A 22,974-nucleotide genomic window follows, 5' to 3' on the forward strand; every position below is an offset into this window, starting at 1 on the left:
GGCGCGCTACTGCCGGGTTTGATCAGGCGAGCATCTTGCCCTGAAACTGGTTGATGGCCAGCTCTATCTGCTCTTTGGAAAGACGTGCTTTCAGTGTACAATGATTCGTGTCGATGAGAAATCCGAGCGAGAGGCGGGCGGCAAAAGCAGCCACGGCGGCGAGGCCCGGGAACTGAAAGAGGGATTTATGATCCATAAAAAGAGCTATTCATGCCCTATAGAAACAATAAGCGCGCCGCTTCCCTGCATGAGTTGTATACAGCTTGTTTGACCTTGGGGTAACTTTGCACGATTGGCGCTCAACAGACAGAAGCGTTGAGGCCCGGAGACAGACAGCCATGGACAAGAAGAAGCTACTTGAGACACTACATAATAAGATGATCGAGGAGATCCAGGACTATGCGATCATCCTGATGGACATCGATGGAACGATACTATCCTGGAACAAAGGCGCGGAGCAGATCAAAGGGTACAAGGCGGAGGAGATCATCGGACAAAACTTTCGCCTGTTCTACCTGCCGCAGCACCGAGAGGAGCAGCTGCCGGAGCGCCTGCTTGCGCAGGCCGTCAAGGAAGGACGCGCCAAGCACATTGGCCGCCGGGTGCGAAAGAACGGAACCACGTTTTGGGGGAGCATCCTCATCACCGCGCTGCACGACGACGAAGGCAACGTGGTGGGCTTTACGAAGCTGACGCGCGAGCTGGGCGAGAATGAGATCGGCTGATTGTAACAAGCTATCGGACCTGCCGCGGCGCGCACGCTCAAAAGAAGAAATAGAAGTACAAAGAAACGCCCTGGCTAGAGTATCGCCAGGGCGTTCTGCTGGTGGATCCTGAGGGACTTGAACCCCCGACCCGCTGATTATGAGTCAGCCGCTCTAACCAGCTGAGCTAAGGATCCGCTGGGAAATGTTTGATGCAGGATGTCTGATCGCTTTGATCCGAGATCCGAGATCGCTTTGATCCGAGATCCGAGATCCGAGATCCTGCATTTTTCCCGGGCTGCAAACTTAATGAATTGGGCGTTTACTCCTTGATTTCCTCGAAGTCGATATAATCGTCCTTTCGCGGCGCCGGGCCGGAAGGCGGTACTTTCTGGGCGCCCGCATTTTCGCCGGGCTGCGTGCCGAAGCGCTCATTCATCCGCTCGTTCATCGTGCGGAAGCTGCGGCGCACCTGCCGCGTGGTGCGGATCATGGGGATCAGGAATCCGAAGAGGAAGCGGAAGGCAAAGTAGGCGACGATGAGCCAGAAAAGAAAGGTCAGGAACATGATGGCCCAAAGGTACCGGAATCGGGAATCGGCCGCCGGTAATCCGGAGGGGAGATTTCGTTAAAAAAATAACCCGTCCGGCGACGAAAAGCAGCGGGAATAGCCCCGCCTTCCCCCGCTTGGAATGCCTGCCCCTGAACTCCGGACTGTTTTTTTGGGCGAACGCCCCGTTTTCCGTACTTTTGTTCCGGATTTGACGCAAGAAGGGAACGAGGCCGTTCCCTTCTTCTTTTTAGCTATGACAACCGAGAACCTGATCGTAACCATTACGGAAAAGCTGCAAAGCCTGCTTACCGACCCCAAACACTTCGTCGTAGAGGTGCGCATTAAGCCTACCAACAACGTAAAGGTGTTTATCGACGGCGACGAGGGCCTGCCCCTGTCGGCGCTGGTAAGCTACAACCGCAAGCTGTACAAAGCGCTTGAGGAAAGCACGCTGTTTCCCGACGGCGATTTTTCGCTGGAGGTGTCCTCGCCCGGCGTGGACGAGCCCCTGAAGCTGCACCGCCAGTACAGCAAGAACATCGGCCGCTACGTGGAAGTGACCTTCAACGATGCAGCCGTTCCGGCAAAGGAAGGAAAGCTCCTCGCCGCTACAGAAGACGGCATCGTGCTCGAAACGGAAACCGGTAAAGGCAAGAAAAAAGAAGTGAAGCAGGATACGATCCTGTTTAGCGATATTAAAACCACTAAAGTTCAAGTAAAGTTCTAAAAATTGAATATTGACTATTGCGTATTGAATATTGAATAATGTGGCTGCAGTGGCCCTTCGTTATACATTATTCAATAGTTGTTATTCAATAGTTATTAAACCAGATCGTATGGCAAGTATCAACCTGATCGAAGCCTTCCAGGAATTCAAGGAGGCCGAAAATATTGACCGCCCCACCCTCATGCGGGTTGTGGAAGACGTGTTTCGCACGCTGCTGCGCAAGAAATACGGCTCCGACGAAACCTTCGACGTGATCGTGAACGCGGAAAAAGGTGACCTCGAGATCTTCCGCCGCCGCACCATCGTGGACGACGGAGATATTTACAATACCCTCGAGGAGATCGAATACTCCGACGCCATCAAGATCGAGCCCGACTACCAGGTAGGTGAGGAGCTGTACGAGGAAGTAAACCTCGAAGACTTCGGCCGCCGCGCGATCTTGGCCGCCAAGCAAACGCTGGCCTCCCGTATCGCTGATCTCAAAAAGAACATCCTCGCCAAGAAATACGGCGACCGCATCGGCGAGATCATATCCGCCGAAGTATACCAGGTTTGGAAAAAAGAAGTGCTGCTCCTCGACGAAGAGGGCAACGAGCTGATCCTCCCCAAGAGCGAGCAGATCCCGCAGGACTACTTCAAGAAGGGCGAGTCCATCCGCTCCGTTGTGAAGAAAGTGGACATGAAGAACAACAACCCGGTCATCATCCTGAGCCGCACCGCGCCGGAGTTTCTGGCAAAGCTTTTGGAAATTGAAGTACCGGAAATTTTCGACGGCCTCATCGTGATCAAGAAGATCGTACGCGACCCGGGCGAGCGCGCCAAGGTAGCGGTGGAATCCTACGACGACCGCATCGACCCTGTGGGTGCCTGCGTGGGTATGAAAGGCTCGCGGATCCACGGCATCGTGCGTGAGCTCAAAAACGAGAATATCGACGTGATCAACTGGACGGCCAACATCCAGCTGCTCATCCAGCGCTCGCTGACCCCGGCCAAGATCACCTCCATGGAGATCGACCAGGAAGGCAAGCGCGCTTCCGTATACCTGAAGCCCGACCAGGTGTCGCTGGCCATCGGCCGCCGCGGCGTCAACATCAAGCTCGCCTGCGAGCTCACCGGTTTTGACATCGACGTATACCGCGACAACGAAGGCGAGGTGGAAGATTTCGACATCGACCTCGACGAGTTCAGCGACGAGATCGAATCCTGGATCATCGACGAGCTGAAGCGTGTTGGCTGCGACACCGCCCGCTCCGTGCTCGACCTGAGCACCGAGGAGCTGGAGCGCCGCACCGACCTGGAGAAAGAAACGATCCACGACCTGCGCAAGATCCTGCAGGCCGAGTTCGATCGCGGGTAGTATTGACGGGACGGGAATCGGCAACGCTTCCCGGAGCCAAAAGGTTACCTTTAATGATACTGCGTATTGTTAAAGAGAGCCGCGGGAAGCCGGAGCTGGCGAAGGCGACCCACACATGCCGCGAGGCGTGTTAGCTAGGTAGACAATTGGTATAAAAAATATTAATGGCAGAAATTCAAACACCCAGGTTAATGGCTGCGGCCAAGGAGTTCAACATCGGTAAGGAAACACTGGTGGAGTTCCTGGCGGCAAAAGGTTTCAACCGCGACGACCTGAAACCTACGGCCAAACTGACCGAAGACATGTACCGCGCCTTGCAGCAGGAGTTCAACAGCGACAAGGTGGCGAAGCACAAGGCCGAGCAGATCGACCTCCCGAAAGGCGCCATTGCGGAAGCCCGCAAGCGCAAGGAAGAGGAAGACGTGCTTGCGCGCCAGCGCGAAGAGCGCAAGGCGACAACGCCCAAGGCGGCCCCGGCCGCTGAATGGCCCGCTGCGCCCGCGCCGGCCCCCGAGGCTCCGAAGGCCGAGCCCGCTCCTGTGGCAGAAGCCCCCGCGCCCGCACCGGCTCCCGAGGCACCCGCTCCGAAAGCGGAGCCCGTAGCCGCCCCCGAGGTTCCGGCGCCCGTACAGGAAGCTGCGCCCGAGGCACCCGCCCCGGCCGCTCCCGAAGCCCCGGCACCCGCACCCGAAGTTCCCGTGAAGATCGAGGCCCCCACCGTGGAAGGCCCGAAGATCCTCGGCACCGTCGACCTGTCGGCGATCGACTCTTCGACGCGCCCCAAGAAGAGCGTGAAGAAAGAAGAGCCCGCCCCCGCTCCGGAAGCGCCCAAGGCGGAAGCCGCACCGGCACCCGTGGAAGCGCCGAAGCCCGAGCCCGTCGCGGCACCGGTAGCCGAAGCCCCCAAGCCCGAGCCGAAGCCCGCAGCAGCCACACCCGCTGCGCCCGCCGAAGCAGAGAAGGCCGCTGAGCCCGTTATTGAAAACATACGCGCCGAAAAGCTCGAAGGACCCAAGATCCTTGGTAAGATCGAGCTGCCGGTAGACAGTGATACCCGCCCCAAGCCCGACGAGAAGCGCAAGCGCAACCGCATTCCGATCAAGAAGGCCCCCGAAACCCGCCCCGGTGGCGGCGTGAGCGGAGCCCAGGGGTCGGGTGGCGGCCGCTTTACCGTACAGCGTCCCGGTGAGGGAAGCCGCGGCCGCACCGGCAACCAGCCCGGTCCCCGTGGTGGCCAGCGTGGTCCCGGCGGACGCCGCGACGACAACCGCCAGATCGACGAGAAGGAGATCCAGCGGAAGATCCAGGAAACGCAGGCCAAGCTCTCCGGAGGTGGTGGCAAGCGCGGCAAGATCAAGCGCCGCGACCGCCGCAACGAAGGCGCCGATATGGGCGAAGGCATGGATACGAAGCTGCAGGTTACGGAGTTCATCTCCGTGAGCGAGCTCGCCAACCTGATGGACGTTTCCTTTGCCGAGGTGATCTCGAAGTGTATGGGTCTCGGCATCATGGTGTCCATCAACCAGCGCCTCGACGCCGAGGTGATCGAGCTCGTTGCCTCCGAATTCGGCTACGACGTCGAGTTCATCGACATGGAGAAGCAACTCGAAATGGACGAGGAGGACGAAGCAGATTCCGAAGACGAGCTGAAGCCGCGCTCCCCGATCGTGACCATCATGGGTCACGTCGACCACGGTAAGACCTCGCTCCTTGACTATATCCGGAATGCAACCGTAGTAGCCGGTGAGGCGGGTGGTATCACCCAGCACATCGGTGCCTACCAGGTGCACCTCCCCAATGGCAAAGACATTACCTTCCTCGATACCCCGGGTCACGAAGCGTTTACCGCCATGCGTGCCCGCGGTGCGAAGGTGACCGATATCGCCGTCATCGTGATCGCCGCCGATGACGCCATCATGCCCCAGACCCGCGAGGCCATCAGCCACGCGCAGGCCGCCGGCGTACCGATGATCTTTGCGATCAACAAGATCGATAAGGACGGCGCCAACCCCACCAAGATCTACGAGCAGCTTGCGCAAATGAACCTGCTGGTTGAAAGCTGGGGTGGTAAGTACCAGAGCCAGGAGCTCTCGGCGAAGAAGGGTATCAACGTAGACCTCCTCCTCGAGAAGATCCTCCTCGAAGCCGAGCTCCTCGACCTCAAGGCCAACCCGGACCGCGAAGCCACCGGTACCGTTATCGAAGCCTCGCTCGACAAGGGCCGCGGCTATGTAACGACGGTACTCGTGCTGAACGGTACGCTCGAGCCCGGCGACATCGTGGTATCCGGCCAGCATTTCGGCCGCGTGAAGGCGATGTTTAACGAACGCAACAAGAAACTCGGCGACGCCGGTCCTTCGGTGCCCGCTGTGATCCTCGGTCTCAACGGTGCTCCCCAGGCCGGTGAGAAATTCAAGGTATACGAAGACGAAGCCGAAGCCAAGGAAGTGGCCAACCGCCGCGCCCAGATCCTCCGCGAGCAGGGCATGCGCGCCAAGAAGCACATCACCCTCGCCGAGATCGGCCGCCGCCTTGCCCTGGGTACCTTCAAGGAACTCAAGGTCATCATCAAAGGCGACGTGGACGGTTCGGTGGAAGCCCTTTCCGACTCGCTGCAGAAGCAGTCGACGGAGGAGATCCTCGTGAGCGTGATCCACAAAGGCGTGGGCCAGATCAACGAAAGCGACGTGGTACTCGCCGAAGCGTCCGACGCCCTCATCATCGGCTTCAACGTGCGTCCCTCGATGCAGGCCTCGCGCCTCGCCGAGAACGCCGGTATCGAGATCAAGACCTACTCGGTTATCTACCAGGCCATCGACGAAGTGCGCTCCGCCATGGAGGGCATGCTCGAACCGAAAACCCAGGAGAAGATCGTTGCCAACGTGGAGATCCGCGAGGTGTTCAAGTTCGACAAGGCCACCGTTGCCGGTTGCGTGGTGCTCGACGGTCGCATCAAGCGCGACAACAAGATCCGCATCATCCGCGACGGTATCGTGGTGTACCCGACGGGCGAGAACGCCAACGCCGAACTGGGCTCCCTCAAGCGTTACAAAGACGACGTGAAGGAGGTGCTCAACGGCATGGAGTGCGGTCTGACGATCAAGAACTACAACGACATCAAGGTCGGCGATATCGTGGAAGCATACGAGCTCGAGGAAGTGAAGCGTACGCTCTGAGAATAACGAATAGCGAATTTCGAATAACGAATATCGAAGTGAGGCTCCGTAGAAATACGGGGCCTTTTTTTGTTTTGTACGAGCGGGACGCCGGTCCCGAAGCGGTTGCCGGCAATGAGCGCACGGCTGATGAAAACCGAAACATACTACTTAGCGGATCCCGTAAAACCGCGCGGCGTTGTTGTAGAAGATGTCCTGCTTTTGCTCCGCGGTAAGAAAGGAAGCGGCCTCGGTGTTGCGGATCGAAAGCCCGATGGCATCGGGCCAGCCCATCTGGTCGGAGCCGTACATCAGGCGTTTGCTGAAACCCGCATCCACCAGGTCTTTCAAGTATTTGTGAAACTCGGTTACCGGGAGCATCCAGTTGATGACCGCGATGTCGGCATAGACCTGCGGGTACACATACAGGATTGCTTTTGTTTCCTGCAGAAACGGGTAGCCGGCGTGCATCAGCTGCAGCTTGAGCCGCGGGTGCCGCACCAGTGTTTCCTCGATCATCTGCGGGTTGCCGTAAAGGGTGCGAAAGCGGGGACAGCAGCGGGAAGGCGTACCCGGCGCCCCGAGACCGGTATGCAACGCCACCGGTATCCCCTCGCGCTCGCAGATCGCGAGGTAGGGCTCCAGCTCGGGGTCTGTTAAAAGCTTACCATCGTATTGCAACGCCAGCTCACCAAACACCCGGAAGCCCTGGCGCAAAAACAGGTCGCGGAAGGCCGATGTATCGGGGAGCGGGTTGCTGGCGTCATCGCCGTAATCGAGCGCGGGGATGAACAGCGCGGAGTCGTATTGCCGGAAGGCGGCGGCCCGCGCGGGCGTTCCGGACACGATGGCCCGCACGACGCCCCAGCGCCGGAGTGAATCGCGCGTCGCCTTCATCACTTCGGCATCGCTGCTCCAGCGCGGCGCCACAGCCGTTACCGGGTTGGCCGCCGGCGGCGTGCCGTACTGGGTCCACCCACGCGCATGCAGGTGTACATCGATGATGCGGCGGACGGGTCGGTTGGCGGGCTGCGCGGCTACCACGGTGGCCAGCAGGAGCAGCGAAGCCGAAACAAGGAGACGCATAACGGGGAGACGTTGGTTCCTCCTAAGTTAGGACGATTCATCCTTCAGCCGCAGCATGCAGGAAACGTTCTGCCCGTCGGCGCCGTACCATTCCACGCAGTAGCCGTCCGGATCGATATCGGGGCGCTGCAGCAGCTCGCGGAAGGTGCGGCCGATCACCGAAATATCCTCGGCGAAGCGGGGCACGAAACAGCTCACGTAGAGCCCGCTCCGCAGCAGCAGCGTCGGCAGCCCGAGGCTGGCGGCTTCGCCAGCAACGAGCTCCTCGGCGGCAGCGCGGTAGCGGATCACAGCCGCTTCGGGCCGCGAAATGCCGAAGTAGCTGCGCTCGCGCAGCTCGGGCACGAGCGCGCGGAGCCGTGCCTGGGCCGCGGGGATGCCATCCGGAAAGGACGGGACATCGATATACATCAGCAGCATGTCCCTTTCCAGCGTAACGGTGTTCATCATGTGTTCCATTGCTTTCGGCGCCAAGTTAGGCGCTCCGCGGCAAGCGCGACCGGGGCGGCCGCGACTTTTTTGGGGGTGAATACGGCGCTATTCTTGCGCCTTTTTTTGAAACCAGCGGTCATGAAGCACATCCCGAAGTACCTCCCCGGAAAAGTAGTCGTCATCACGGGCGCGTCGAGTGGTGTGGGGCGTGCCGCGGCCGTGGCCCTGGCCGCGCAGGGCGCGCGGGTGGTGCTGGCGTCGCGCAACCGCTCCGAGCTCGAAGCGTTGCAGCGTGAGCTTGCCGAGGGACGCTGCAAAAGCATCGTAGTGCCCACGGACACCCGCGACCCGGAGCAGCAGCGCGCGCTGGCCGACGCGGCCCGCCGGGCCTTTGGCCGCATCGACGCATGGATCAACAATGCCGGGGTGCTGGCGGCCGGCGCGCTTGAAGACGTGCCCGCACCTGTGAACGAGGCCGTTATCCGCACCAACCTGCTGGGCTATATTCATGGCGCGCAGGCCGTGCTCCCCATCTTCAAGCACCAGGGTGAAGGCATCCTGATCAACAATATTTCCGTGGGCGCATGGCTCCCGGCGCCATATATGGCGGCCTATTGCGCGAGCAAGTTCGGGCTCCGCGGCTTTTCGGAGGCCCTGCGCGGTGAGCTCGGTGCCTACCCGCGGATCCATATATGCGACCTGTTTCCCGGCTTCCTCGATACGCCGGGGATGCAGCATGCGGCCAATTATACCGGCAAGGAGCTTCGCCCGGCCCCGCCGCTCTACGACCCCCGCGAAGTGGCCACTGCCATCGTGGATACGATCCACAACCCGCGCCGCGTGCAGGCCTTCGGGGTTGTACCGCACCTCCTGCACATCGCCTACACGCTTTTCCCCCACCTGACGGGCCGCATTACGGGCGCTCTTATCCGTCAATACCTCAAAAGGGCTGACGCCACGGTGCACACGGCCGGCAACGTGCTCGAGCCGGTGCCCTACGGCAATGCCATCGACGGCGGCTGGCGCGCATCCGCCCGCCTGCCTAAGCCCCGGGCGAAAACCGTTGCCCTGGGCACGCTGGCCCTTGTCGCGGCCGGACTGCTGCTTTCGAGGCGCTGATTCGCCCGCAGGCCCGGGATAACGAGAACCACGGTCGCGCAGCACGGCCCAAGCTCTCGTACCCCATTACCCCGTCACGCAATTACGCCAGTAGTTTTCCGGAGTGTTAAAATCTTCCTCCACCCCGGCAATGCCCCACCAATCCGTTACTTTTGAGCCACTTCGTATGAAAAAAGCTCTCCTTTTCCTCCTCTCCGCCACGCTCGGCACTGCCGCTTTTGCTCAACCGAAAAAGGTGGTGGCCGACCGCGTCATTGCCATTGTCGGCGACCGCATCATCCTGGAATCCGACGTTAAGAACGCCCTCGCCGATGCCGCCCGCCAGGGCCAGGAGCTTCCTCCCAACGCGGAGTGCGCCGTAATGGAGCAGGCGCTCGTATCGAAGGTGCTCGTGCTCGCAGCCGAGCGCGACTCGCTGAAGGTGGACGAATCGGAGATCGAATCGGAGCTGGATCAGCGCGTACGCTACTTTATCCGCCAGTACGGCTCGCAGGATGAGCTCGAGCGCATCGCCGGCAAAACGATCTACCAGATCAAGGACGATGCCCGCGACGGTGTTCGCGAAACGAAGCTCGCCCAGCAGATGCAGCGCAAGGTGCTCGACAATGTGCGCATCACACCTACCGAAGTAAACGCTTATTTCAACCGTATCCCGAAAGACAGCCTGCCCTTCTTTGAGAGCGAGCTCGAGATCGGCCAGATCGTGATCTACCCGAAGCCTTCGAAAGACCTCGAAGCCTACGTGATGAGCGAGCTGAATAACTACAAGCGCCAGATCGAAGCCAAGCAGATCACCTTCGAGGAGATCGTGCGCCAGAAGTCGGAAGACCCGGGCTCCAAAGACCGCGGCGGTCAGTACCAGATCAACCGCACCGACAAGAGCTGGGATCCTGCCTTCGTAGCAGCTGCGTTCCGCCTCAAGGAAGGCGAGATCTCCAACGTCGTCCGCTCCAAGTTTGGCTTTCACCTGATCCAGCTGCTGCAGCGCAACGGTGATGATGCCCTCGTACGCCACATCCTCATGAAGGCGCCCGTAACCAACGAGGAGATCACTGCTGCCACCCGCAAGCTCGATTCGGTTCGTGCCCGCCTCATCGCCGGCACCATCGACTTCGCCACGGCCGCCGGCCGCTACAGCGAAGACGAAGCCTCGAAGTTCCAGGGTCCCTTTATCCAGGGCCGCAACGGCAACTACGTGACGATCGACGAGCTCGATAAAGACCTCGTGCCGCAGCTGGCGCGGATGCAGGTAGGCGACTACTCGCAGCCGATGGTGTTTACCAACGACCGCCAGGACAAAGGCGTACGGATCATCTTCCTGAAAACCCGCACCGAACCCCACCGTATGAATATCAAGGACGACTATAACCGTATTTCCCAGTCGGCCCTCGAGGAAAAGAAAATGCAAACGCTCGACAAGTGGCTCAACAGCCACATTGCCGATCACTACATCATGCTCGACCCGGACCTGCAGCACTGCACCCAGCTTCAGCGCTGGACCGTCGGTGCCAATACAGCTGTCCGCTAATGATCCGCATCTTCGTACCTTGTCGGGGCTGCCCATAATCACTTTCTGTGTACCCGACTCACGCTTTATTTTCCGATCTGCCCGTAGGCACTTCCGCACTCGACAGCTATATCCTGTCGCAGGTGCAGGACGTGTTGTTCGTGGTGGACCCCGAGCATTTCCGCATTCGCCTCGCCAACCCGGCGGCGCTTCGCTACTTTGAGCTCGACCCCGATGCCGTGCTGGGGCGCCGCATCAGCGAGCTCGTTTCCTTCGACCTCTCGGACATTTCTATTGATGATATCATCGGCCACCTGACCAGCAAAGGACGCTGGCATGGTGAGCTTCCCTGCCGTACGCCTTCGGGGATGCGCTACTATTTCGAATTTACCGTGTCGCGCCTGCCCGACGAGAACGGCCTCCCGGCCGGCTACCTCGCCATCGGCCGCGACCGCAGCGCCGAGCGCCGCTCCGACGAGAACCTGCAGCGCCGCGAGCGCTTCTACCACGGGCTTATCGCCGACGCCCTCGACGGCATCCTTCTGCTCGACCCGTCCGGCACCATCACCTTTGCTTCCCCATCGATCCGCCACGTGCTCGGCTTCGAATTCCAGGAAGTGCTGGGGCGCAACGCCTTTGAGTTTGTTCATCCCGACGACCGCATCAAGGCCGCTGAATCGTTCGCGCTCGAGGTTACGCAGAACCCGGTGATCAAGTTCATTACGGTGCGCCTCCGCTGCAAGGACGGCAGCTGGCTCTGGTGCCTCGTGCGGGGCCACAACCTGCTTTCCAATCCCAACGTGGGCGGCATCGCTGTTTACTTTCACGACGACACGCAGCGCAAGAAGGCCGCCGAAGCGCTCCGCGAAAGCGAGCAGCGCTTCCGCATGCTCGTCGACAGCATCCAGTTTGGCATCATCGTGCACGACCAGGACCTGCGGAGCGTGCTTTGCAACGAAACCGCTGCGCATCTCCTGGGTGTCGAGCGCGAATCGATGCTCGGTTGCTCCTGGGACGAATCCAACTGGGAAGTTCACTCGGAGAGTGGCGTTCCCCTCGACCGGGACGAATTCCCGGTGGCCGTAGCGATGCGGAGCGGCGAGCCCGTGCGCGATTTCGTGATCGGCTACCAGCAGCCCGGTGGCGAGCGGCTCTGGCTGCTGGTCAACTCGCGGCCTGTGTGCGACGATGCAGGGGCCGTGCAGCAGGTGATCACTTCGTTTGTCGATATCAGCGGGCGTAAGGAGCTCGAAAAGCAGTTGCTTGCCGGTCAGGTAGCCCACCAGCGCGCGCTCACGCAGGCCACCATCGATTCGTCGGAAAAGGAGCGCACCGAGATCGGGAAGGAGCTGCACGACAATATCGGCCAGCAGCTCACCACCATCAAGCTGTACCTCGACCTCGCCCGCTCAACGGCCGATGAGGAAACCTCCGAAATGGTATCGCTGGCAACCCGCAATATTTCCGATGTCATCAACGACATCCGCGCCCTCTGCCGCAACCTCATTCCGTCGACCCTCGGTGATCTCGGTCTGGAGGAATCGGTCAACGACCTCATTCATACCCTCACCCGCACGCAGCAGCTGCGGATTCGCTTTGTAGCCACCGGCTTCGACGAGGAGCGCGTGCCGGATAACCAGAAGCTGATGCTGTTCCGCATCCTGCAGGAGCAGCTCAATAACATCGTAAAGCACGCCGGCGCCCGCAAAGTGACTGTACAGTTGCGCCAGGGAGACGGCGAGCTCCGGCTGGAGGTTACCGACGACGGCTGCGGCTTTGACCCGCTTACCGTGCGCCGCGGGCTTGGCCTGACCAACATGCGGAACCGCGCCGAGATGTTCGGTGGCAACGTATCCATCGTTTCGGCGCCCGGCGCGGGCTGCACGCTGACGGTTTCCGTGCCGGAAACCAGTGAATAATAATTATTGAATAATGTTTATTGAATAGGGGGTGTCTGCTGCGCGACGCTACAGCCTCCCTATGCAATTGTCAATAGCCATTATTCACTATTCAATGCGCCTCCGGCGCTTAACTTTGCGGCTCATTCTCTACTATGAGCGATGCCATCCAACACGAGTGCGGTCTTGCCTTTATCCGCCTTCGTAAACCCTTCTCCTGGTACCAGCAGCGCTACGGAACCGTTCTGTGGGGGCTGAACAAGCTTTACCTGCTGATGGAAAAGCAGCACAACCGCGGCCAGGACGGCGCCGGTGTGGCGGCCGTCAAGCTGAGCGTGGAGCCGGGGTACCCGTTCCTCGCCCGTCTCCGCAGCAGCCACCCGCAGGCCATCGCCGACCTGTTTCGCCAGATCGGGGAGGAGTACAACGAGCTCCAGAAATACAACCCCGACATCGCCCAGCATCCCGGCCTGCTCAAGGGCCACCTGTCGTACCTCGGCGAGCTCCTGCTGGGCCACCTTCGCTATGGCACGCAGGGCAAGAACAACGTCGAATTTTGCCATCCCTTCGTCAAAAAGCATACGATCCCGGGCCGCAACCTTGCGCTGGCCGGCAACTTCAACCTCGTAAACACCGAGGAGCTCTTCTCGCTCATTGGTATCGATCCGGGTGCCTTCCAGAAGCAAAGCGACCTGGCGGCCATGATGGAAGTGCTCCATCATTTCCTGGTGCAGGCCGACGAGGCGGCCCCCGGCGGCGCCGACGTGCTGGAAGTGCTCCGCAAGGCCATCCCCCTCTTCGACGGCGGCTTTCACGTAGGCGGTCTTACCGGCGACGGCACGGGCTTCGTGTTCCGCGACGCGCATGGCATTCGTCCCTCGTATTATTATGTTGATGAGGAAGTGGTCGTGGCCGCTTCCGAGCGCGCCGCCATCCGCACGGCTTTCAACGTAGGGGAGAACGAGGTGCAGGAGCTGCTGCCCGGGCAGGCAATCGTGGTGTATCCCGATGGAAGGTATGTGATCGAGCAGGTAGTGGAGCCGAAAGAGCGGAAGGCCTGCTCCTTCGAGCGGATCTATTTCTCGCGCGGCTCCGATGAAAAGATCTACAAGGAGCGCCAGCGTCTCGGCTACAACCTGAGCAAGCCAGTGCTCGATTGCATCGAATACGACCTCCGCAACACCATCTTTTCGTTTATTCCCAATACGGCCGAAGTGGCCTTCTATGGCCTGCTCAAGGGCTGCGAGGATTACCTCAACCAGATCAAGATCGAGCGCATCCGCAGCTGGGGCTCCGATGTAGATCCCGCCAAGCTCACGGAGATGATCAACCGCAAAGTGCGGATGGAGAAGATCGCGATCAAGGACGTGAAGATGCGCACCTTCATCACCCAGGACGCGGGCCGCAGCGAGATGGTGCAGCACGTGTACGACATCACGTACGGAACCGTCCGCGCCGGCGTCGACTCGCTCGTGGTGATCGACGACTCCATCGTACGCGGCACAACGCTGAAGGAAAGCATCATCCGGATGCTGGCACGCCTCAGTCCCAAAAAGATCATCGTCGTATCGTCGTCGCCGCAGATCCGCTACCCCGATTGCTACGGCATCGACATGAGCAAGCTCGGCGACTTCATCGCCTTCAACGCAGCCGTGGCGCTGCTGAAGGAACGCGGTCACGAGAGCCTGCTGCAAACCCTTTACGACGAGTGCCTGGCCCTGCACGAGCGCGGCGACCTGCATACCGTCAATGTCGTGAAGCAGCTCTATAAGCCATTCAGCAACCAGGAGATCACCAACAAGATCGCCGAGCTCATCACGCCGGCCGGTCTCGACATACCCGTGTCGGTGATCTTCCAAACGATCGAAGACCTGCACGAGGCCTGCCCCAACAACCTCGGCGACTGGTACTTCACCGGGAATTATCCTACGCCCGGCGGCAACCGCGTTGTGAACAAGGCATTCATGAATTACATGGAAGGCAAGAATACGCGGGGGTATTAGTCTGCTAGTCTGCTAATGTGCTAGTCTGCTAATATGGGATAGTGTAGCAACCTCGTTGGTTACTCGTTACTTTTAGTAGCAGACTAGCAGACTATTAAATTAGCAGATTATGAAAGTGCTTCTACTGATCCGCCACGCGAAAAGCTCCTGGGACGATGTTACGATGAAAGACTTCGACCGGCCGGTCACGGACCGCGGCAAGAAGGATGCCGCTGAAATGGCCGAGCGCGTGAAAGAGCGGTCGGTCAAGATCGAGCACTTCGTGTCGAGCACGGCGAAGCGGGCCCGCCGCACAGCACGCATCTTCGCGGAAGCCTTCGGCAAGCACAAGGACGATATCCAGTTGCTCGAAAGCCTTTATGAGCCCACGCCGCAGGCATTCGTTGAAGCAGTGGCGGCGCTTCCCGACGACAAAGACGTTGTGGCCATCTTCTCCCATAACCCCGCGATCACCGAGTACGTAAACCTGCTGAGCAATGTGCGCATCGACGACATGCCGACCTGCGGGGTTTTCGCGGTGGGTACGGACGAAAAAAGCTGGTCCGCCTTTGCATCGGCAGACAAGCAGTTCCTGTTTTTTGATTACCCGAAAAATCCGCTCGGTTAAGGACGGCCGAGGGCGAGCTCGGTGTTGCCCTGGCGCAGCTTAACTGTGTTGTTGTCGCAGAACTGAACGTCCCAGTCGTTGCTCAGCGCGCTGGCGTCGGTGGTCTGTCCGGCTACCTGCAGGCTGATCGACCGGCCTTCCACTTTCTGGTGCAGGCTCCAGGTGCCGCTCAGTGCGCTGCCGTTGATGCCACAGGAGAGGCTGCCATCGGCGGAGAAGCGCAACGCATAACCCGACAGGCTGTTGGCTTGCACGGTGCTGCCACTGTAGCTGCTTACTTTCCATTGACCTTGCGTGAGATAGGGAGCGGGGCTTTCGTTCTGGGGCTGCGCTTCGCGTCCGCAGCTGAAAAAGAGGGGAAGGCACAGGAGTGCCGAAAGCCGGATTGCGGTTTTCATATTGGATTGGATTTGAAGCCAAGCTACTACAATTCCCGGAAAAAAAAGAACGGGCTACTTTTTTTCGCGCTTCCACGTAACGAGGAACACACCCGCGAAAATCATCAGGGCCGCAAATGCCTTGCTCCACGAAAAGGCTTCGCCCACAATGAGTGTGGCGATCAGTACGGCGAATACCGGCTGCGTATAGATGTAAGCACCCGTGGTGGACGCGCCAAGGTGGCGGATGCCATAGGCGTTGAAGCAGTAGGCGAGGAAGGTGCCGGTAACGATGATTGCCACAAGCGTTGCATAGTCGGCCGCGCTGAATTGGGCGAAGGGTGTCTGGAGCACCTCGCGCCAGCCAAAGGGCAGCATGCACAGGAAGCCGACCGTGAATACCCAGCGCACCACTTCGAGCGGCTTGTAGCGCGCCATCAGCGGCTTTACCAGGATGAAATAGATCGAGTAGAAAATTGCGTTTACCAGGATCAGCAGGTCGCCGAGGAGCGGGTTGGTCGCCGTGCTGCTCCGCGCTCCGCCCGAAATAAGCCAGGCCGCACCGGCAATGCCAAGCGCAAGACCCGGAACCTGCAGCGGCCGCAACGGCTCGCGCAGCACCCAGAGGGCAAACACCGTAATGAGCAGCGGCGTGGTGAGCATCAGCAGCGCTGCGTGAATGCTTGTCGTAAGCGTCAGCCCGCGGATGAACAGCATCTGGTTGATGGCAACACCGGTAACGCCGCAGGCGATTACGCGGCCCAGGTCGGCACGTTGCAGCTTTGTGCCGCTTTTCGAAAAGCCCCACAGCGTCCAGAAAAGCAGGAGGCTGCCGCCGACACGAAATACGTTGAGACCGAAGGGCTGCACGAGGCGCGGCGCGATCATTTTCACGAAGCTGAAATTCGCCGCGAAGAAAAGGTTGGTGGCCAGTACGGCAAGATGGGCAAGGCTGCGGGCACGCATGGGCCGCAAGATAAGATGTCTGGCGGCGGATGGCTGATCTCGGATGTCAGATTTGATTTGCGGTGGAGCGACTGATGGTTGCCAGCAGCTCGTTCAGGGCTTCGTCGAGGCCGTCGGCGGTTTTCCTTTCGGGAAAGCAATAGTCGAATTCTTCTGCGGCATGCAGCGCTTGTTGCAAATCGAAGTCTTCGGCGCGGTAGCAAAGAGCGATGCGCTGCTGCGTGAGATGACGCGCCAGGTATTCCTGCTCGGTTTGCCCCGGCGTCGGCACGAGGATGCCTTTGCAACGAAGGGCTACAAGATCCATCACGGTGCTGTAGCCGCAGCGCGCAACCACGTAGCGGGCCGATGAAAAAGTCGCCGCCATTTCCACCGCGGGAAGGTGGGCGGCTACCTGCACGTTCCGTGGCACGGCAAGAGCGCTTGTATCGCCCGGAAGCCCGCGCAGCAGCAACACAGGGCCATCGAGCAGCGCCAGCTGCGGCAACAGACTCTCCTCCCACAGCGTGCGCTGCGGCTCCGGCCCGGAGAGGGCGACGAGGAGGGGCCAGTTTGTAGTTTGCGGTTTGTAGTTGGTGGTTTGATGTTGGGTTTCGGTGGTTGCAGGAGAGGTGTTGCTGGCAGGGCGCTCATTGGCGTTGCGGAAGCGCGATAGCGGACCGATGTAGCGGGTAGGAATCGGTGGCGGTACCGGTGGGTGCGAGAGCGTTCCGGCAAGTGCCGGCTCCTGCCAGTCGGGCACCCAGCAGGCGCTGAATTTGCCGATCATCCGGTAGTGCCGCCGGCGCAGCAGGTTGTCGGCCAGACGGCCAAGACCGCTTCGTATCGAAAGCTGGTGGCAGAGGAAAATGCTCGGAATATCCCCGGCATGCAAACCATAGCGGTTGTCGGACAGCACAGCGTGGATTTTTTGCCGCTGGCGATAATTGTTCAGCCATTGTTTTTCGGCCCGGGCATTGCGGAGCAGCCGGGGTATTTGCTGTAGAATTTTCCAAAGCCATCCGCGCCGGGTGCGTGCATAGCGTACCGCCCGGGCCGGAATTTCTTCGTACAAAAGGTCGGGAAATGCATCGCGGAGGAGCCGCCCGGAAGCCCCGCTGCCGCCGAGCAGAACGTCGACGCCGCGCGCCCGGAGAGCCCGGATTATTGGTATACAGCGGGTTGCATGACCAAGCCCCCAATCGAGGGGAGCAACCAACACCCGGGGTCCCGTCGACGCGGAAGTGGAACTCATGTTAAATTTTGCGGCGTTGACCGACGGGCATACCAAAAGCTTCCTAATTTAGTTAGTTTACAAAACGAATCTATGAGAAAGTTGTTGGTATATGTGGCATTGTTCTTGACTTTCATTACTACGATGACAAGTTGCCAGCGGAATTATTACTCTGGCAGTGGTCGCGGAAGCAAGTGTGGTTGCCCCAGTCAAAGAGGAATGTAACATATAAAGGGAATGCTATATGGAAAACGGTAAAAGAGACCTCCTGGTCCTCCTGAAGGAGCAGAATCAGAGCCAGCAGGCGCTGAATCAGACCGTTGATTGTCTGAACAAAATCCTGACCCAGGTCGAATGCAACAAAGTGTTCTGCCAGGCGCACGAGCTCGTGACGCGCAACAGCATTACCCGCAAGCCGAGCAAGATCCTGAAAGCGGTAGCCTCCTTCGAGCTGAAGCCTTTCTATTTCCTGATCAACAAGAACTAAGCTCCTAACGCAGCCCACGCAGGGCGATACGCAACTTTCCAATCATTTCATCGATCTCTTCTTTCCGGCAGGTGCCTACGCTGAGGCGATACCAGGGTGTATTGCGCGGCGCTCCGAATGCATAGAACGGCACTACGGCCAGTTTCGCTTCCTTCAGTATATACGATGTCACATCCGACTGGTTCTGCAGCTGCGCTCCGTCGGCAGCCGTGCGCCCGGTCGCGTCGATCTTGAGCGTGAGGTAAATCGCTGCCTCGGGGGCTACGGCATCCACCGGCAGCCCTTCGCTGCGCAGCAGCATAATTCCATCATAGATCCGGCGGAGGCGCTCCTCGAGCTCCCGCTTGAAGTGCGCCAGGAAGCGCTCCACGGCATCGTGCTGCCGGAGGTATTTCGCAACAGCCTTTTGTTCGGCCATCGGTGCCCAGGCGCCCACATGCGACAGGATCGCTTTCATTTTATTGAGAATATGCGCCGGCCCGAGGCTCCAGCCCACACGCACACCGGTGCCGGCGAAGGCCTTGCTCACCGCATCGACGAAGATGGTGTAGGGGCGCATCGCGGGGTTGAGTGACACGGGATCGTAGTGACGGATATCGCCGTACGTCAGCTGCCAGTACATCTGGTCGAAAAGCACGTACAGCTTTTTCTCTTTCGGGCCGCGGCGCTCGTTTTCTTCGACCACCAGCGCGCAGATCGCCTCGAGTTCCTCCTTCCGGAACGTGGTGCCCGTGGGGTTCTGCGGCGAGCAGAGCGACAGCAGCGCCGCGCCTTGGAGCTGCGGACGAAGATCGTTGGCCGTGGGCATGAAGTTGTTTTCGGGTGTTGCCTCCACGATCACATGCTCACCGCCCACGAAGTGTGTGTAGTGGTTGTTGTTCCAGCTCGGTACGGCGTAGATCACCTTGTCGCCCTTGTCGCAGATCGCGCGGTAGAGCGCATAGATGAGGGGGCGCCCGCCGGATGCCACGAGGATCTCGTCGAGGCCGTAGCGCAGCCCCTGGAAGCGCTCGCTGAATTCGGCGATCGACTCGCGCAGGTCGAGGTTGCCCTCGCCGAGCGGGTAGTTGGTGAAGTGCTGGCGGTATGCATCGACGATGCCGTCTTCCAGTTCCTGCGGAATGGGAAAGATCTGCGGATCGAAGTCGCCGACGGTGAAGTTGTAAATCGTTTCACCCTGCCGGATACGCTCGCGGATCTCGCCACCGAGCTTTACGATTTCGGAACCGATCAGTGTCTCTGAAAGATGGGAAAGTTTCATGCGCGCCGTATTACGGCAAAAGTAGGGGGGAGCCGTCATTGCGAGCGCAGTGCGCTGAAGCTTCAGGAAAACCCGGTGAGTTCGGGAAGGTTCAGATGGTTCAGGGGAAAGGTTCAGGTAGGTTTAGTGGTCAGGCTCTGGCAAGCAGCACCGAGGTCATCGACAGGCTGCCGGCGATGACGCGGTCGTTGAAGAGCGTCGGCTCATCCTCTTTTTCCTGGAGACCGAGCGTGTACAGAAGCGGGAGGTAATGCTCGGGTGTCGGGATAGCGAGGCGGGCATCGGGATGCAGGCGCTCGTAGTGGAGCAGCGCTTCGTGATCGCCCGATTGGATCTTTTCCCGGAAGCGTGTATTGAGCTCCAGTGCCCAGTCGTAGCCCCATTCCGTATTAATACGGTTGAAGTCGCCGCCCGGTAATTTGAGGAGGCGCAGGTTGTGAACCATGTTGCCGCTGGCGAGTATCAGCACGCCCTTGCGTCGCAGCGCCGCCAGCTCGCGGGCGAGCTCGTAGTGCCAGCGCGGTCCCTTCGTGCCGTCGATGCTGAGCTGGAGCACAGGGATGTCGGCCTGGGGGAAGAGGTGCTTTACGATCGACCAGGCGCCGTGGTCGAGGCCCCAGTCGTGGTCAAGCTCCACCTCGGTGCCCTGCACGAGCGAGCGAACACCGGCGGCAAGGTCGGGATGGCCGGGGGCGCTGTACTGCACCGCAAAGAGCTCGGCCGGGAAGCCCCCGAAATCGTGGATCGTGGGCGGGGCATCCATGGCGGTGATAGCCGTGCCGCGTGTCAGCCAGTGCGCAGAAATGACGAGTACGGCCGCGGGACGCGGCAGCTCTCGGCCCAAGCGCTGCCACTCGCGCGAGAACTCATTGTCCTCGATCGCATTCATCGGCGAGCCATGCCCGATGAACAGCAGCGGCATCACGGAGCCTGTGTCGGGCAGCGAGGCGGTGAAGCGGTTGAAACTTGACAAGTTGTTCATGGAAAGTAATTAAGTCGGAAGTGGGAAGTCGGAAGTGGAAGTAAGCGGAGTGGAAAAAGGTTCCGACTTCCCACTTACGAACTTATTATTTCGCCTGGGCAAACTCAAGGCGCAGGTCGATCGCGATGTCTTTGCCGACAACGGCGCCACCGGCTTCGGTAAGGTTGTTCCACCTGAGCCCGTAATCAAAGCGGTTGATGGAGCCAGTGGCCTTGAAGCCGGCCTTGATGTTGCCCCAGGGATCTTTCACCGTGCCGCCATAGGTTACGCGAAAGGTCACCGGCTTGGTAACGTCGCGGATGGTGAGGTTGCCGCGGAGCTCGTACTGGTTGCCGGAGATCTTCCGGAACGACGTGCTGCGGAAGGTCATCTGCGGGTATTTCGCGGCGTTGAAGAAGTCATCACTCTTTAGGTGCTGGTCGCGGCCGTCGTTGTCGGTGTTGATGCTGTTGATGTCGACGGCAAAGTTGACCGCTGCATCGGCAAAGTCGGGCTTCGCGCTCTGCACCGTGCCGTTGAATTTCTTGAAAGTTCCTTCCACTTCCGAGATCACGAGGTGCGAAACGGTGAAGCGGACATTGGAGTGCGTGGGATCCAGGTTCCAGGACGTCTGGGCGAAGAGGGCCGACGAGCTGAGCGCGAGCAGGGCGGCGAAAACGAGTTTTTTCATATGCGATGTTTAGAAAAACAAAGCTACGGGTCAAAACGATGTTACAACATTGATGTAGGTTAAGAAATCAGGAGTAGAGCTTTCAGACTAATGCGAGCAGGTGTTGTGCGCCGGTTTCGCGTCACCCGTAAAAATACGGGTAGCTGTACGGGGGAAAATACCCAGTTCCGGGTATTGCCGGCGTTGCAACTTGCTGCTATATTCGTTATCGAAGTAACCGCATCTAAACCAACTGCCTGTAACCACTCGCTCAGCAATTCCATCAACCCGTGAAGGCAGCACAACAAACGCGTCGGCAGTAATCCGCTCCATACAGAGAACGGTTGCCTGTTGCTGCGTCCCATAAACTTTTCAGTCGGAATCAGTAAGCGCAAGGCACGAGCAATCGGGCCTTGCCTTTTTTGCAGCATTTCGAAGAGGACAATGTTCCGAAAACGTCACAGCTCTTTGGCCGGATCCCAGAAGCGGGTGTCAAAGTCCTGCACCTGGTCGTTCTTAACCGGCACGCCTTCTTTCTCCAGCAATTGCTGCATGCGGTCGGGATCGCCGAAGTGCATCTTGCCACTGAGCAGGCCAAGCCGGTTTACAACGCGGTGTGCCGGAACCTTTGGCTTCAGGTGGTGGCAGTTGTTCATGGCCCAGCCCACCATCCGCGCCGAGCCTCGTGTGCCGAGTGCGGCCGCAATAGCGCCATACGAAGTAACACGCCCCTTGGGAATCAGCCGCACGAGGTCATACACCTGCGCGAAGAAAGATTCCTTGTCGCTTTCGCCGGAAGGGGTGACTTTTTTAAGGGGCGCTTTTTTCATAAGCGAAAGTTACGGGGCAGAGAAAGAACGCAGATCGCTTATGATTTTTATGATCAACGCAGCTATAGATTCCGGCAATCATTTGCAATCGTATAGATGGTAAAAAGTCTGCGTTCCCTTTCTATTGCCGATTACCGATTCCCGGTTCACGACTCCTGCTGCTCGTTCTTTCTTCGCTGATCCAGGAGCTCGCTCCGGCGCGGCTCGGGCACGGCCTCGTATTCGTAGGGGCAATGCTGGCAGCCCATGCCGCAGCAGTAGCCGCGCTTGCGGTGGTGCTGCTCGGTGAGCACCACGTAGCCCTGCTTGTTCCAATAATAGTCTTCACCCTCAACCAGCGGCTTGTTCATCTTTCAGTTCCTCCTGGAGGCGTGCGTCCAACTCTGTGCCGGGAAGTTGGGCGGGCAGCGTGAAGCACACGTAGTGTACCCGCGCCGCGCCGGCAATGTCGAGCGACTCGTAATAGGTTTTGATGCGGAGCTCGGGCTTGATCTCTTCCTGTGCATATACATTGTCGGAATGCTCCAGCACGGTGCATCCGTACAGCGCGCAGACCTTCATCGTAAAGTCGTAGAGGTTGGGGCTGTCGGTCTTGAGGTGAATGCGGCCGCCGGGCGCGAGGATCGACTGGTAGCGGCGGAGGAAGCGCGGGTGGGTAAGGCGCTTCTTGGCCTTGCCCACGCGGAGTTGCGGGTCGGGGAAGGTGATCCAGATCTCGTCTACTTCGGCGGGCGCAAAAAAGCCCTCGATGCCATCGATAAGGATACGGAGAAAGGCGGCATTCTTCAGGCCTTCCTGCAGGGCCCTGCGGGCACCGGCCCAGATGCGGTTGCCCTTCAGGTCGACGCCCAGGAAATTACGCTCCGGGTGCATCCGCGCGAGGCCGAGCGTATACTCGCCCTTGCCGCAGGCGAGCTCCAGCGTCAACGGGTTGTCGTTGCCGAAAAAATTCTTCCAGGTGCCCGCCATCCCTTCCGGGTATTGCAGCACGTTGGGAAAGGTTTCTATCTCTGCGAAGCGAATAAGCTTTTTATGTCCCATGATAATCTGCTAATAGAGTA

The 22,974-nt window shown here is 59.4% G+C and carries 23 protein-coding genes and 1 tRNA gene; 10 read left to right on the plus strand and 14 right to left on the minus strand.

Going from position 1 to position 22,974, the window contains the following annotated elements; genetic code table 11:
- Positions 1–22: 22 nt before the first annotated feature.
- Positions 23–196 carry a hypothetical protein gene (locus ACYU7Z_RS12750; protein ID WP_460571018.1) on the minus strand — a complete coding sequence of 58 codons (174 nt, stop codon included), beginning with the start codon at positions 194–196 and terminating at the stop codon, positions 23–25.
- A 142-nt stretch (positions 197–338) separates the two neighbouring features.
- Between ACYU7Z_RS12750 and ACYU7Z_RS12755 the strand changes: the two genes are divergently transcribed.
- Positions 339–725: a PAS domain-containing protein gene (locus ACYU7Z_RS12755; RefSeq protein WP_460571019.1), complete on the plus strand. Its 387-nt coding sequence runs from the start codon at positions 339–341 to the stop codon at positions 723–725.
- 99 nt (positions 726–824) lie between these two features.
- Here the strand turns inward: ACYU7Z_RS12755 and ACYU7Z_RS12760 are convergent.
- Both ACYU7Z_RS12760 and ACYU7Z_RS12765 read right to left on the minus strand, forming a co-directional pair.
- Positions 825–901 (minus strand) — tRNA-Met (locus ACYU7Z_RS12760).
- 125 nt (positions 902–1,026) lie between these two features.
- Complete coding sequence (locus ACYU7Z_RS12765) at positions 1,027–1,272, minus strand: hypothetical protein (RefSeq protein ID WP_460571021.1); 246 nt, start codon at positions 1,270–1,272, stop codon at positions 1,027–1,029.
- Between the two features lie 238 nt (positions 1,273–1,510).
- Here ACYU7Z_RS12765 and ACYU7Z_RS12770 point away from each other — a divergent pair, with 238 nt between their 5' ends.
- From ACYU7Z_RS12770 to infB, 3 genes are all read left to right on the plus strand, one after another.
- Complete coding sequence (locus ACYU7Z_RS12770) at positions 1,511–1,984, plus strand: ribosome maturation factor RimP (RefSeq protein ID WP_460571023.1); 474 nt, start codon at positions 1,511–1,513, stop codon at positions 1,982–1,984.
- Positions 1,985–2,093: 109 nt separating this feature from the next.
- The gene (gene nusA / locus ACYU7Z_RS12775) at positions 2,094–3,341 is read left to right on the plus strand and encodes a transcription termination/antitermination protein NusA (protein ID WP_460571025.1); all 1,248 of its coding nucleotides are present in this window, start codon (positions 2,094–2,096) and stop codon (positions 3,339–3,341) included.
- Positions 3,342–3,505: 164 nt separating this feature from the next.
- The gene (gene infB, locus ACYU7Z_RS12780; RefSeq protein WP_460571027.1) at positions 3,506–6,517 is read left to right on the plus strand and encodes a translation initiation factor IF-2; all 3,012 of its coding nucleotides are present in this window, start codon (positions 3,506–3,508) and stop codon (positions 6,515–6,517) included.
- A gap of 150 nt (positions 6,518–6,667) precedes the next feature.
- Here the strand turns inward: infB and ACYU7Z_RS12785 are convergent, their stop codons facing one another.
- Positions 6,668–7,582 (minus strand): amidohydrolase family protein, encoded by a 915-nt coding sequence (locus tag ACYU7Z_RS12785; RefSeq protein WP_460571029.1) that lies wholly within the window; start codon positions 7,580–7,582, stop codon positions 6,668–6,670.
- Between the two features lie 27 nt (positions 7,583–7,609).
- Positions 7,610–8,041 (minus strand): hypothetical protein, encoded by a 432-nt coding sequence (locus ACYU7Z_RS12790; protein WP_460571031.1) that lies wholly within the window; start codon positions 8,039–8,041, stop codon positions 7,610–7,612.
- A 111-nt stretch (positions 8,042–8,152) separates the two neighbouring features.
- Here ACYU7Z_RS12790 and ACYU7Z_RS12795 point away from each other — a divergent pair, with 111 nt between their 5' ends.
- The 5 genes from ACYU7Z_RS12795 to ACYU7Z_RS12815 all read left to right on the plus strand — a co-directional run bounded on the left by ACYU7Z_RS12795 (position 8,153) and on the right by ACYU7Z_RS12815 (position 15,148).
- Positions 8,153–9,133: an SDR family oxidoreductase gene (locus tag ACYU7Z_RS12795; protein ID WP_460571033.1), complete on the plus strand. Its 981-nt coding sequence runs from the start codon at positions 8,153–8,155 to the stop codon at positions 9,131–9,133.
- A 166-nt stretch (positions 9,134–9,299) separates the two neighbouring features.
- Positions 9,300–10,661, plus strand: coding sequence for a peptidylprolyl isomerase (locus ACYU7Z_RS12800; RefSeq protein WP_460571035.1), 1,362 nt, complete (start codon positions 9,300–9,302; stop codon positions 10,659–10,661).
- Between the two features lie 47 nt (positions 10,662–10,708).
- Positions 10,709–12,559, plus strand: coding sequence for a PAS domain-containing sensor histidine kinase (locus ACYU7Z_RS12805; protein WP_460571037.1), 1,851 nt, complete (start codon positions 10,709–10,711; stop codon positions 12,557–12,559).
- A gap of 134 nt (positions 12,560–12,693) precedes the next feature.
- Complete coding sequence (locus tag ACYU7Z_RS12810) at positions 12,694–14,541, plus strand: amidophosphoribosyltransferase (protein WP_460571038.1); 1,848 nt, start codon at positions 12,694–12,696, stop codon at positions 14,539–14,541.
- A 109-nt stretch (positions 14,542–14,650) separates the two neighbouring features.
- Positions 14,651–15,148 carry a SixA phosphatase family protein gene (locus ACYU7Z_RS12815; protein ID WP_460571040.1) on the plus strand — a complete coding sequence of 166 codons (498 nt, stop codon included), beginning with the start codon at positions 14,651–14,653 and terminating at the stop codon, positions 15,146–15,148.
- Here ACYU7Z_RS12815 and ACYU7Z_RS12820 read toward each other — a convergent pair.
- The 3 genes from ACYU7Z_RS12820 to ACYU7Z_RS12830 are packed head-to-tail and all read right to left on the minus strand — an operon-like array spanning position 15,145 to position 17,389.
- Positions 15,145–15,546: a hypothetical protein gene (locus ACYU7Z_RS12820; RefSeq protein WP_460571042.1), complete on the minus strand. Its 402-nt coding sequence runs from the start codon at positions 15,544–15,546 to the stop codon at positions 15,145–15,147. The genes ACYU7Z_RS12815 and ACYU7Z_RS12820 overlap by 4 nt on opposite strands.
- Positions 15,547–15,600: 54 nt before the next feature.
- Positions 15,601–16,491 carry a DMT family transporter gene (locus ACYU7Z_RS12825; protein WP_460571044.1) on the minus strand — a complete coding sequence of 297 codons (891 nt, stop codon included), beginning with the start codon at positions 16,489–16,491 and terminating at the stop codon, positions 15,601–15,603.
- 46 nt (positions 16,492–16,537) lie between these two features.
- Positions 16,538–17,389 (minus strand): glycosyltransferase, encoded by an 852-nt coding sequence (locus ACYU7Z_RS12830; RefSeq protein WP_460571046.1) that lies wholly within the window; start codon positions 17,387–17,389, stop codon positions 16,538–16,540.
- A gap of 559 nt (positions 17,390–17,948) precedes the next feature.
- Between ACYU7Z_RS12830 and ACYU7Z_RS12835 the strand changes: the two genes are divergently transcribed.
- Complete coding sequence (locus tag ACYU7Z_RS12835; RefSeq protein ID WP_460571048.1) at positions 17,949–18,191, plus strand: hypothetical protein; 243 nt, start codon at positions 17,949–17,951, stop codon at positions 18,189–18,191.
- Positions 18,192–18,195: 4 nt separating this feature from the next.
- Here the strand turns inward: ACYU7Z_RS12835 and ACYU7Z_RS12840 are convergent, their stop codons facing one another.
- The 6 genes from ACYU7Z_RS12840 to trmB all read right to left on the minus strand — a co-directional run bounded on the left by ACYU7Z_RS12840 (position 18,196) and on the right by trmB (position 22,954).
- Positions 18,196–19,452: a pyridoxal phosphate-dependent aminotransferase gene (locus ACYU7Z_RS12840; RefSeq protein WP_460571050.1), complete on the minus strand. Its 1,257-nt coding sequence runs from the start codon at positions 19,450–19,452 to the stop codon at positions 18,196–18,198.
- A 130-nt stretch (positions 19,453–19,582) separates the two neighbouring features.
- Entirely contained in the window at positions 19,583–20,434 is an 852-nt protein-coding gene (gene ygiD, locus ACYU7Z_RS12845; protein ID WP_460571052.1) for a dioxygenase family protein, read from the minus strand.
- 85 nt (positions 20,435–20,519) lie between these two features.
- Complete coding sequence (locus tag ACYU7Z_RS12850; protein ID WP_460571054.1) at positions 20,520–21,104, minus strand: YceI family protein; 585 nt, start codon at positions 21,102–21,104, stop codon at positions 20,520–20,522.
- A 437-nt stretch (positions 21,105–21,541) separates the two neighbouring features.
- Entirely contained in the window at positions 21,542–21,913 is a 372-nt protein-coding gene (locus ACYU7Z_RS12855; RefSeq protein ID WP_460571056.1) for an MGMT family protein, read from the minus strand.
- A gap of 146 nt (positions 21,914–22,059) precedes the next feature.
- Positions 22,060–22,263, minus strand: a complete 204-nt coding sequence (locus ACYU7Z_RS12860) for a DUF5522 domain-containing protein (RefSeq protein ID WP_460571058.1) — start codon at positions 22,261–22,263, stop codon at positions 22,060–22,062.
- The gene (gene trmB / locus ACYU7Z_RS12865) at positions 22,244–22,954 is read right to left on the minus strand and encodes a tRNA (guanine(46)-N(7))-methyltransferase TrmB (RefSeq protein ID WP_460571060.1); all 711 of its coding nucleotides are present in this window, start codon (positions 22,952–22,954) and stop codon (positions 22,244–22,246) included. The genes ACYU7Z_RS12860 and trmB overlap by 20 nt, the downstream gene beginning before the upstream one ends.
- Positions 22,955–22,974: the final 20 nt, after the last annotated feature.

Source organism: Flaviaestuariibacter terrae, from assembly GCF_054777635.1.

Bases quoted from the DNA above. Each gene is read 5' to 3' on its own strand.
- ygiD (WP_460571052.1), bottom strand. From the start codon at position 20,434: ATGAACAACTTGTCAAGTTTCAACCGCTTCACCGCCTCGCTGCCCGAC.
- ACYU7Z_RS12855 (WP_460571056.1), bottom strand. From the start codon at position 21,913: ATGAAAAAAGCGCCCCTTAAAAAAGTCACCCCTTCCGGCGAAAGCGAC.
- ACYU7Z_RS12800 (WP_460571035.1), top strand. From the start codon at position 9,300: ATGAAAAAAGCTCTCCTTTTCCTCCTCTCCGCCACGCTCGGCACTGCC.
- nusA (WP_460571025.1), top strand. From the start codon at position 2,094: ATGGCAAGTATCAACCTGATCGAAGCCTTCCAGGAATTCAAGGAGGCC.
- ACYU7Z_RS12810 (WP_460571038.1), top strand. From the start codon at position 12,694: ATGAGCGATGCCATCCAACACGAGTGCGGTCTTGCCTTTATCCGCCTT.
- ACYU7Z_RS12850 (WP_460571054.1), bottom strand. From the start codon at position 21,104: ATGAAAAAACTCGTTTTCGCCGCCCTGCTCGCGCTCAGCTCGTCGGCC.
- ACYU7Z_RS12765 (WP_460571021.1), bottom strand. From the start codon at position 1,272: ATGTTCCTGACCTTTCTTTTCTGGCTCATCGTCGCCTACTTTGCCTTC.
- ACYU7Z_RS12815 (WP_460571040.1), top strand. From the start codon at position 14,651: ATGAAAGTGCTTCTACTGATCCGCCACGCGAAAAGCTCCTGGGACGAT.
- infB (WP_460571027.1), top strand. From the start codon at position 3,506: ATGGCAGAAATTCAAACACCCAGGTTAATGGCTGCGGCCAAGGAGTTC.
- ACYU7Z_RS12790 (WP_460571031.1), bottom strand. From the start codon at position 8,041: ATGGAACACATGATGAACACCGTTACGCTGGAAAGGGACATGCTGCTG.
- ACYU7Z_RS12755 (WP_460571019.1), top strand. From the start codon at position 339: ATGGACAAGAAGAAGCTACTTGAGACACTACATAATAAGATGATCGAG.
- ACYU7Z_RS12825 (WP_460571044.1), bottom strand. From the start codon at position 16,491: ATGCGTGCCCGCAGCCTTGCCCATCTTGCCGTACTGGCCACCAACCTT.
- ACYU7Z_RS12795 (WP_460571033.1), top strand. From the start codon at position 8,153: ATGAAGCACATCCCGAAGTACCTCCCCGGAAAAGTAGTCGTCATCACG.
- ACYU7Z_RS12840 (WP_460571050.1), bottom strand. From the start codon at position 19,452: ATGAAACTTTCCCATCTTTCAGAGACACTGATCGGTTCCGAAATCGTA.
- ACYU7Z_RS12820 (WP_460571042.1), bottom strand. From the start codon at position 15,546: ATGAAAACCGCAATCCGGCTTTCGGCACTCCTGTGCCTTCCCCTCTTT.
- ACYU7Z_RS12785 (WP_460571029.1), bottom strand. From the start codon at position 7,582: ATGCGTCTCCTTGTTTCGGCTTCGCTGCTCCTGCTGGCCACCGTGGTA.
- ACYU7Z_RS12770 (WP_460571023.1), top strand. From the start codon at position 1,511: ATGACAACCGAGAACCTGATCGTAACCATTACGGAAAAGCTGCAAAGC.
- ACYU7Z_RS12860 (WP_460571058.1), bottom strand. From the start codon at position 22,263: ATGAACAAGCCGCTGGTTGAGGGTGAAGACTATTATTGGAACAAGCAG.
- ACYU7Z_RS12835 (WP_460571048.1), top strand. From the start codon at position 17,949: ATGGAAAACGGTAAAAGAGACCTCCTGGTCCTCCTGAAGGAGCAGAAT.
- ACYU7Z_RS12750 (WP_460571018.1), bottom strand. From the start codon at position 196: ATGGATCATAAATCCCTCTTTCAGTTCCCGGGCCTCGCCGCCGTGGCT.
- trmB (WP_460571060.1), bottom strand. From the start codon at position 22,954: ATGGGACATAAAAAGCTTATTCGCTTCGCAGAGATAGAAACCTTTCCC.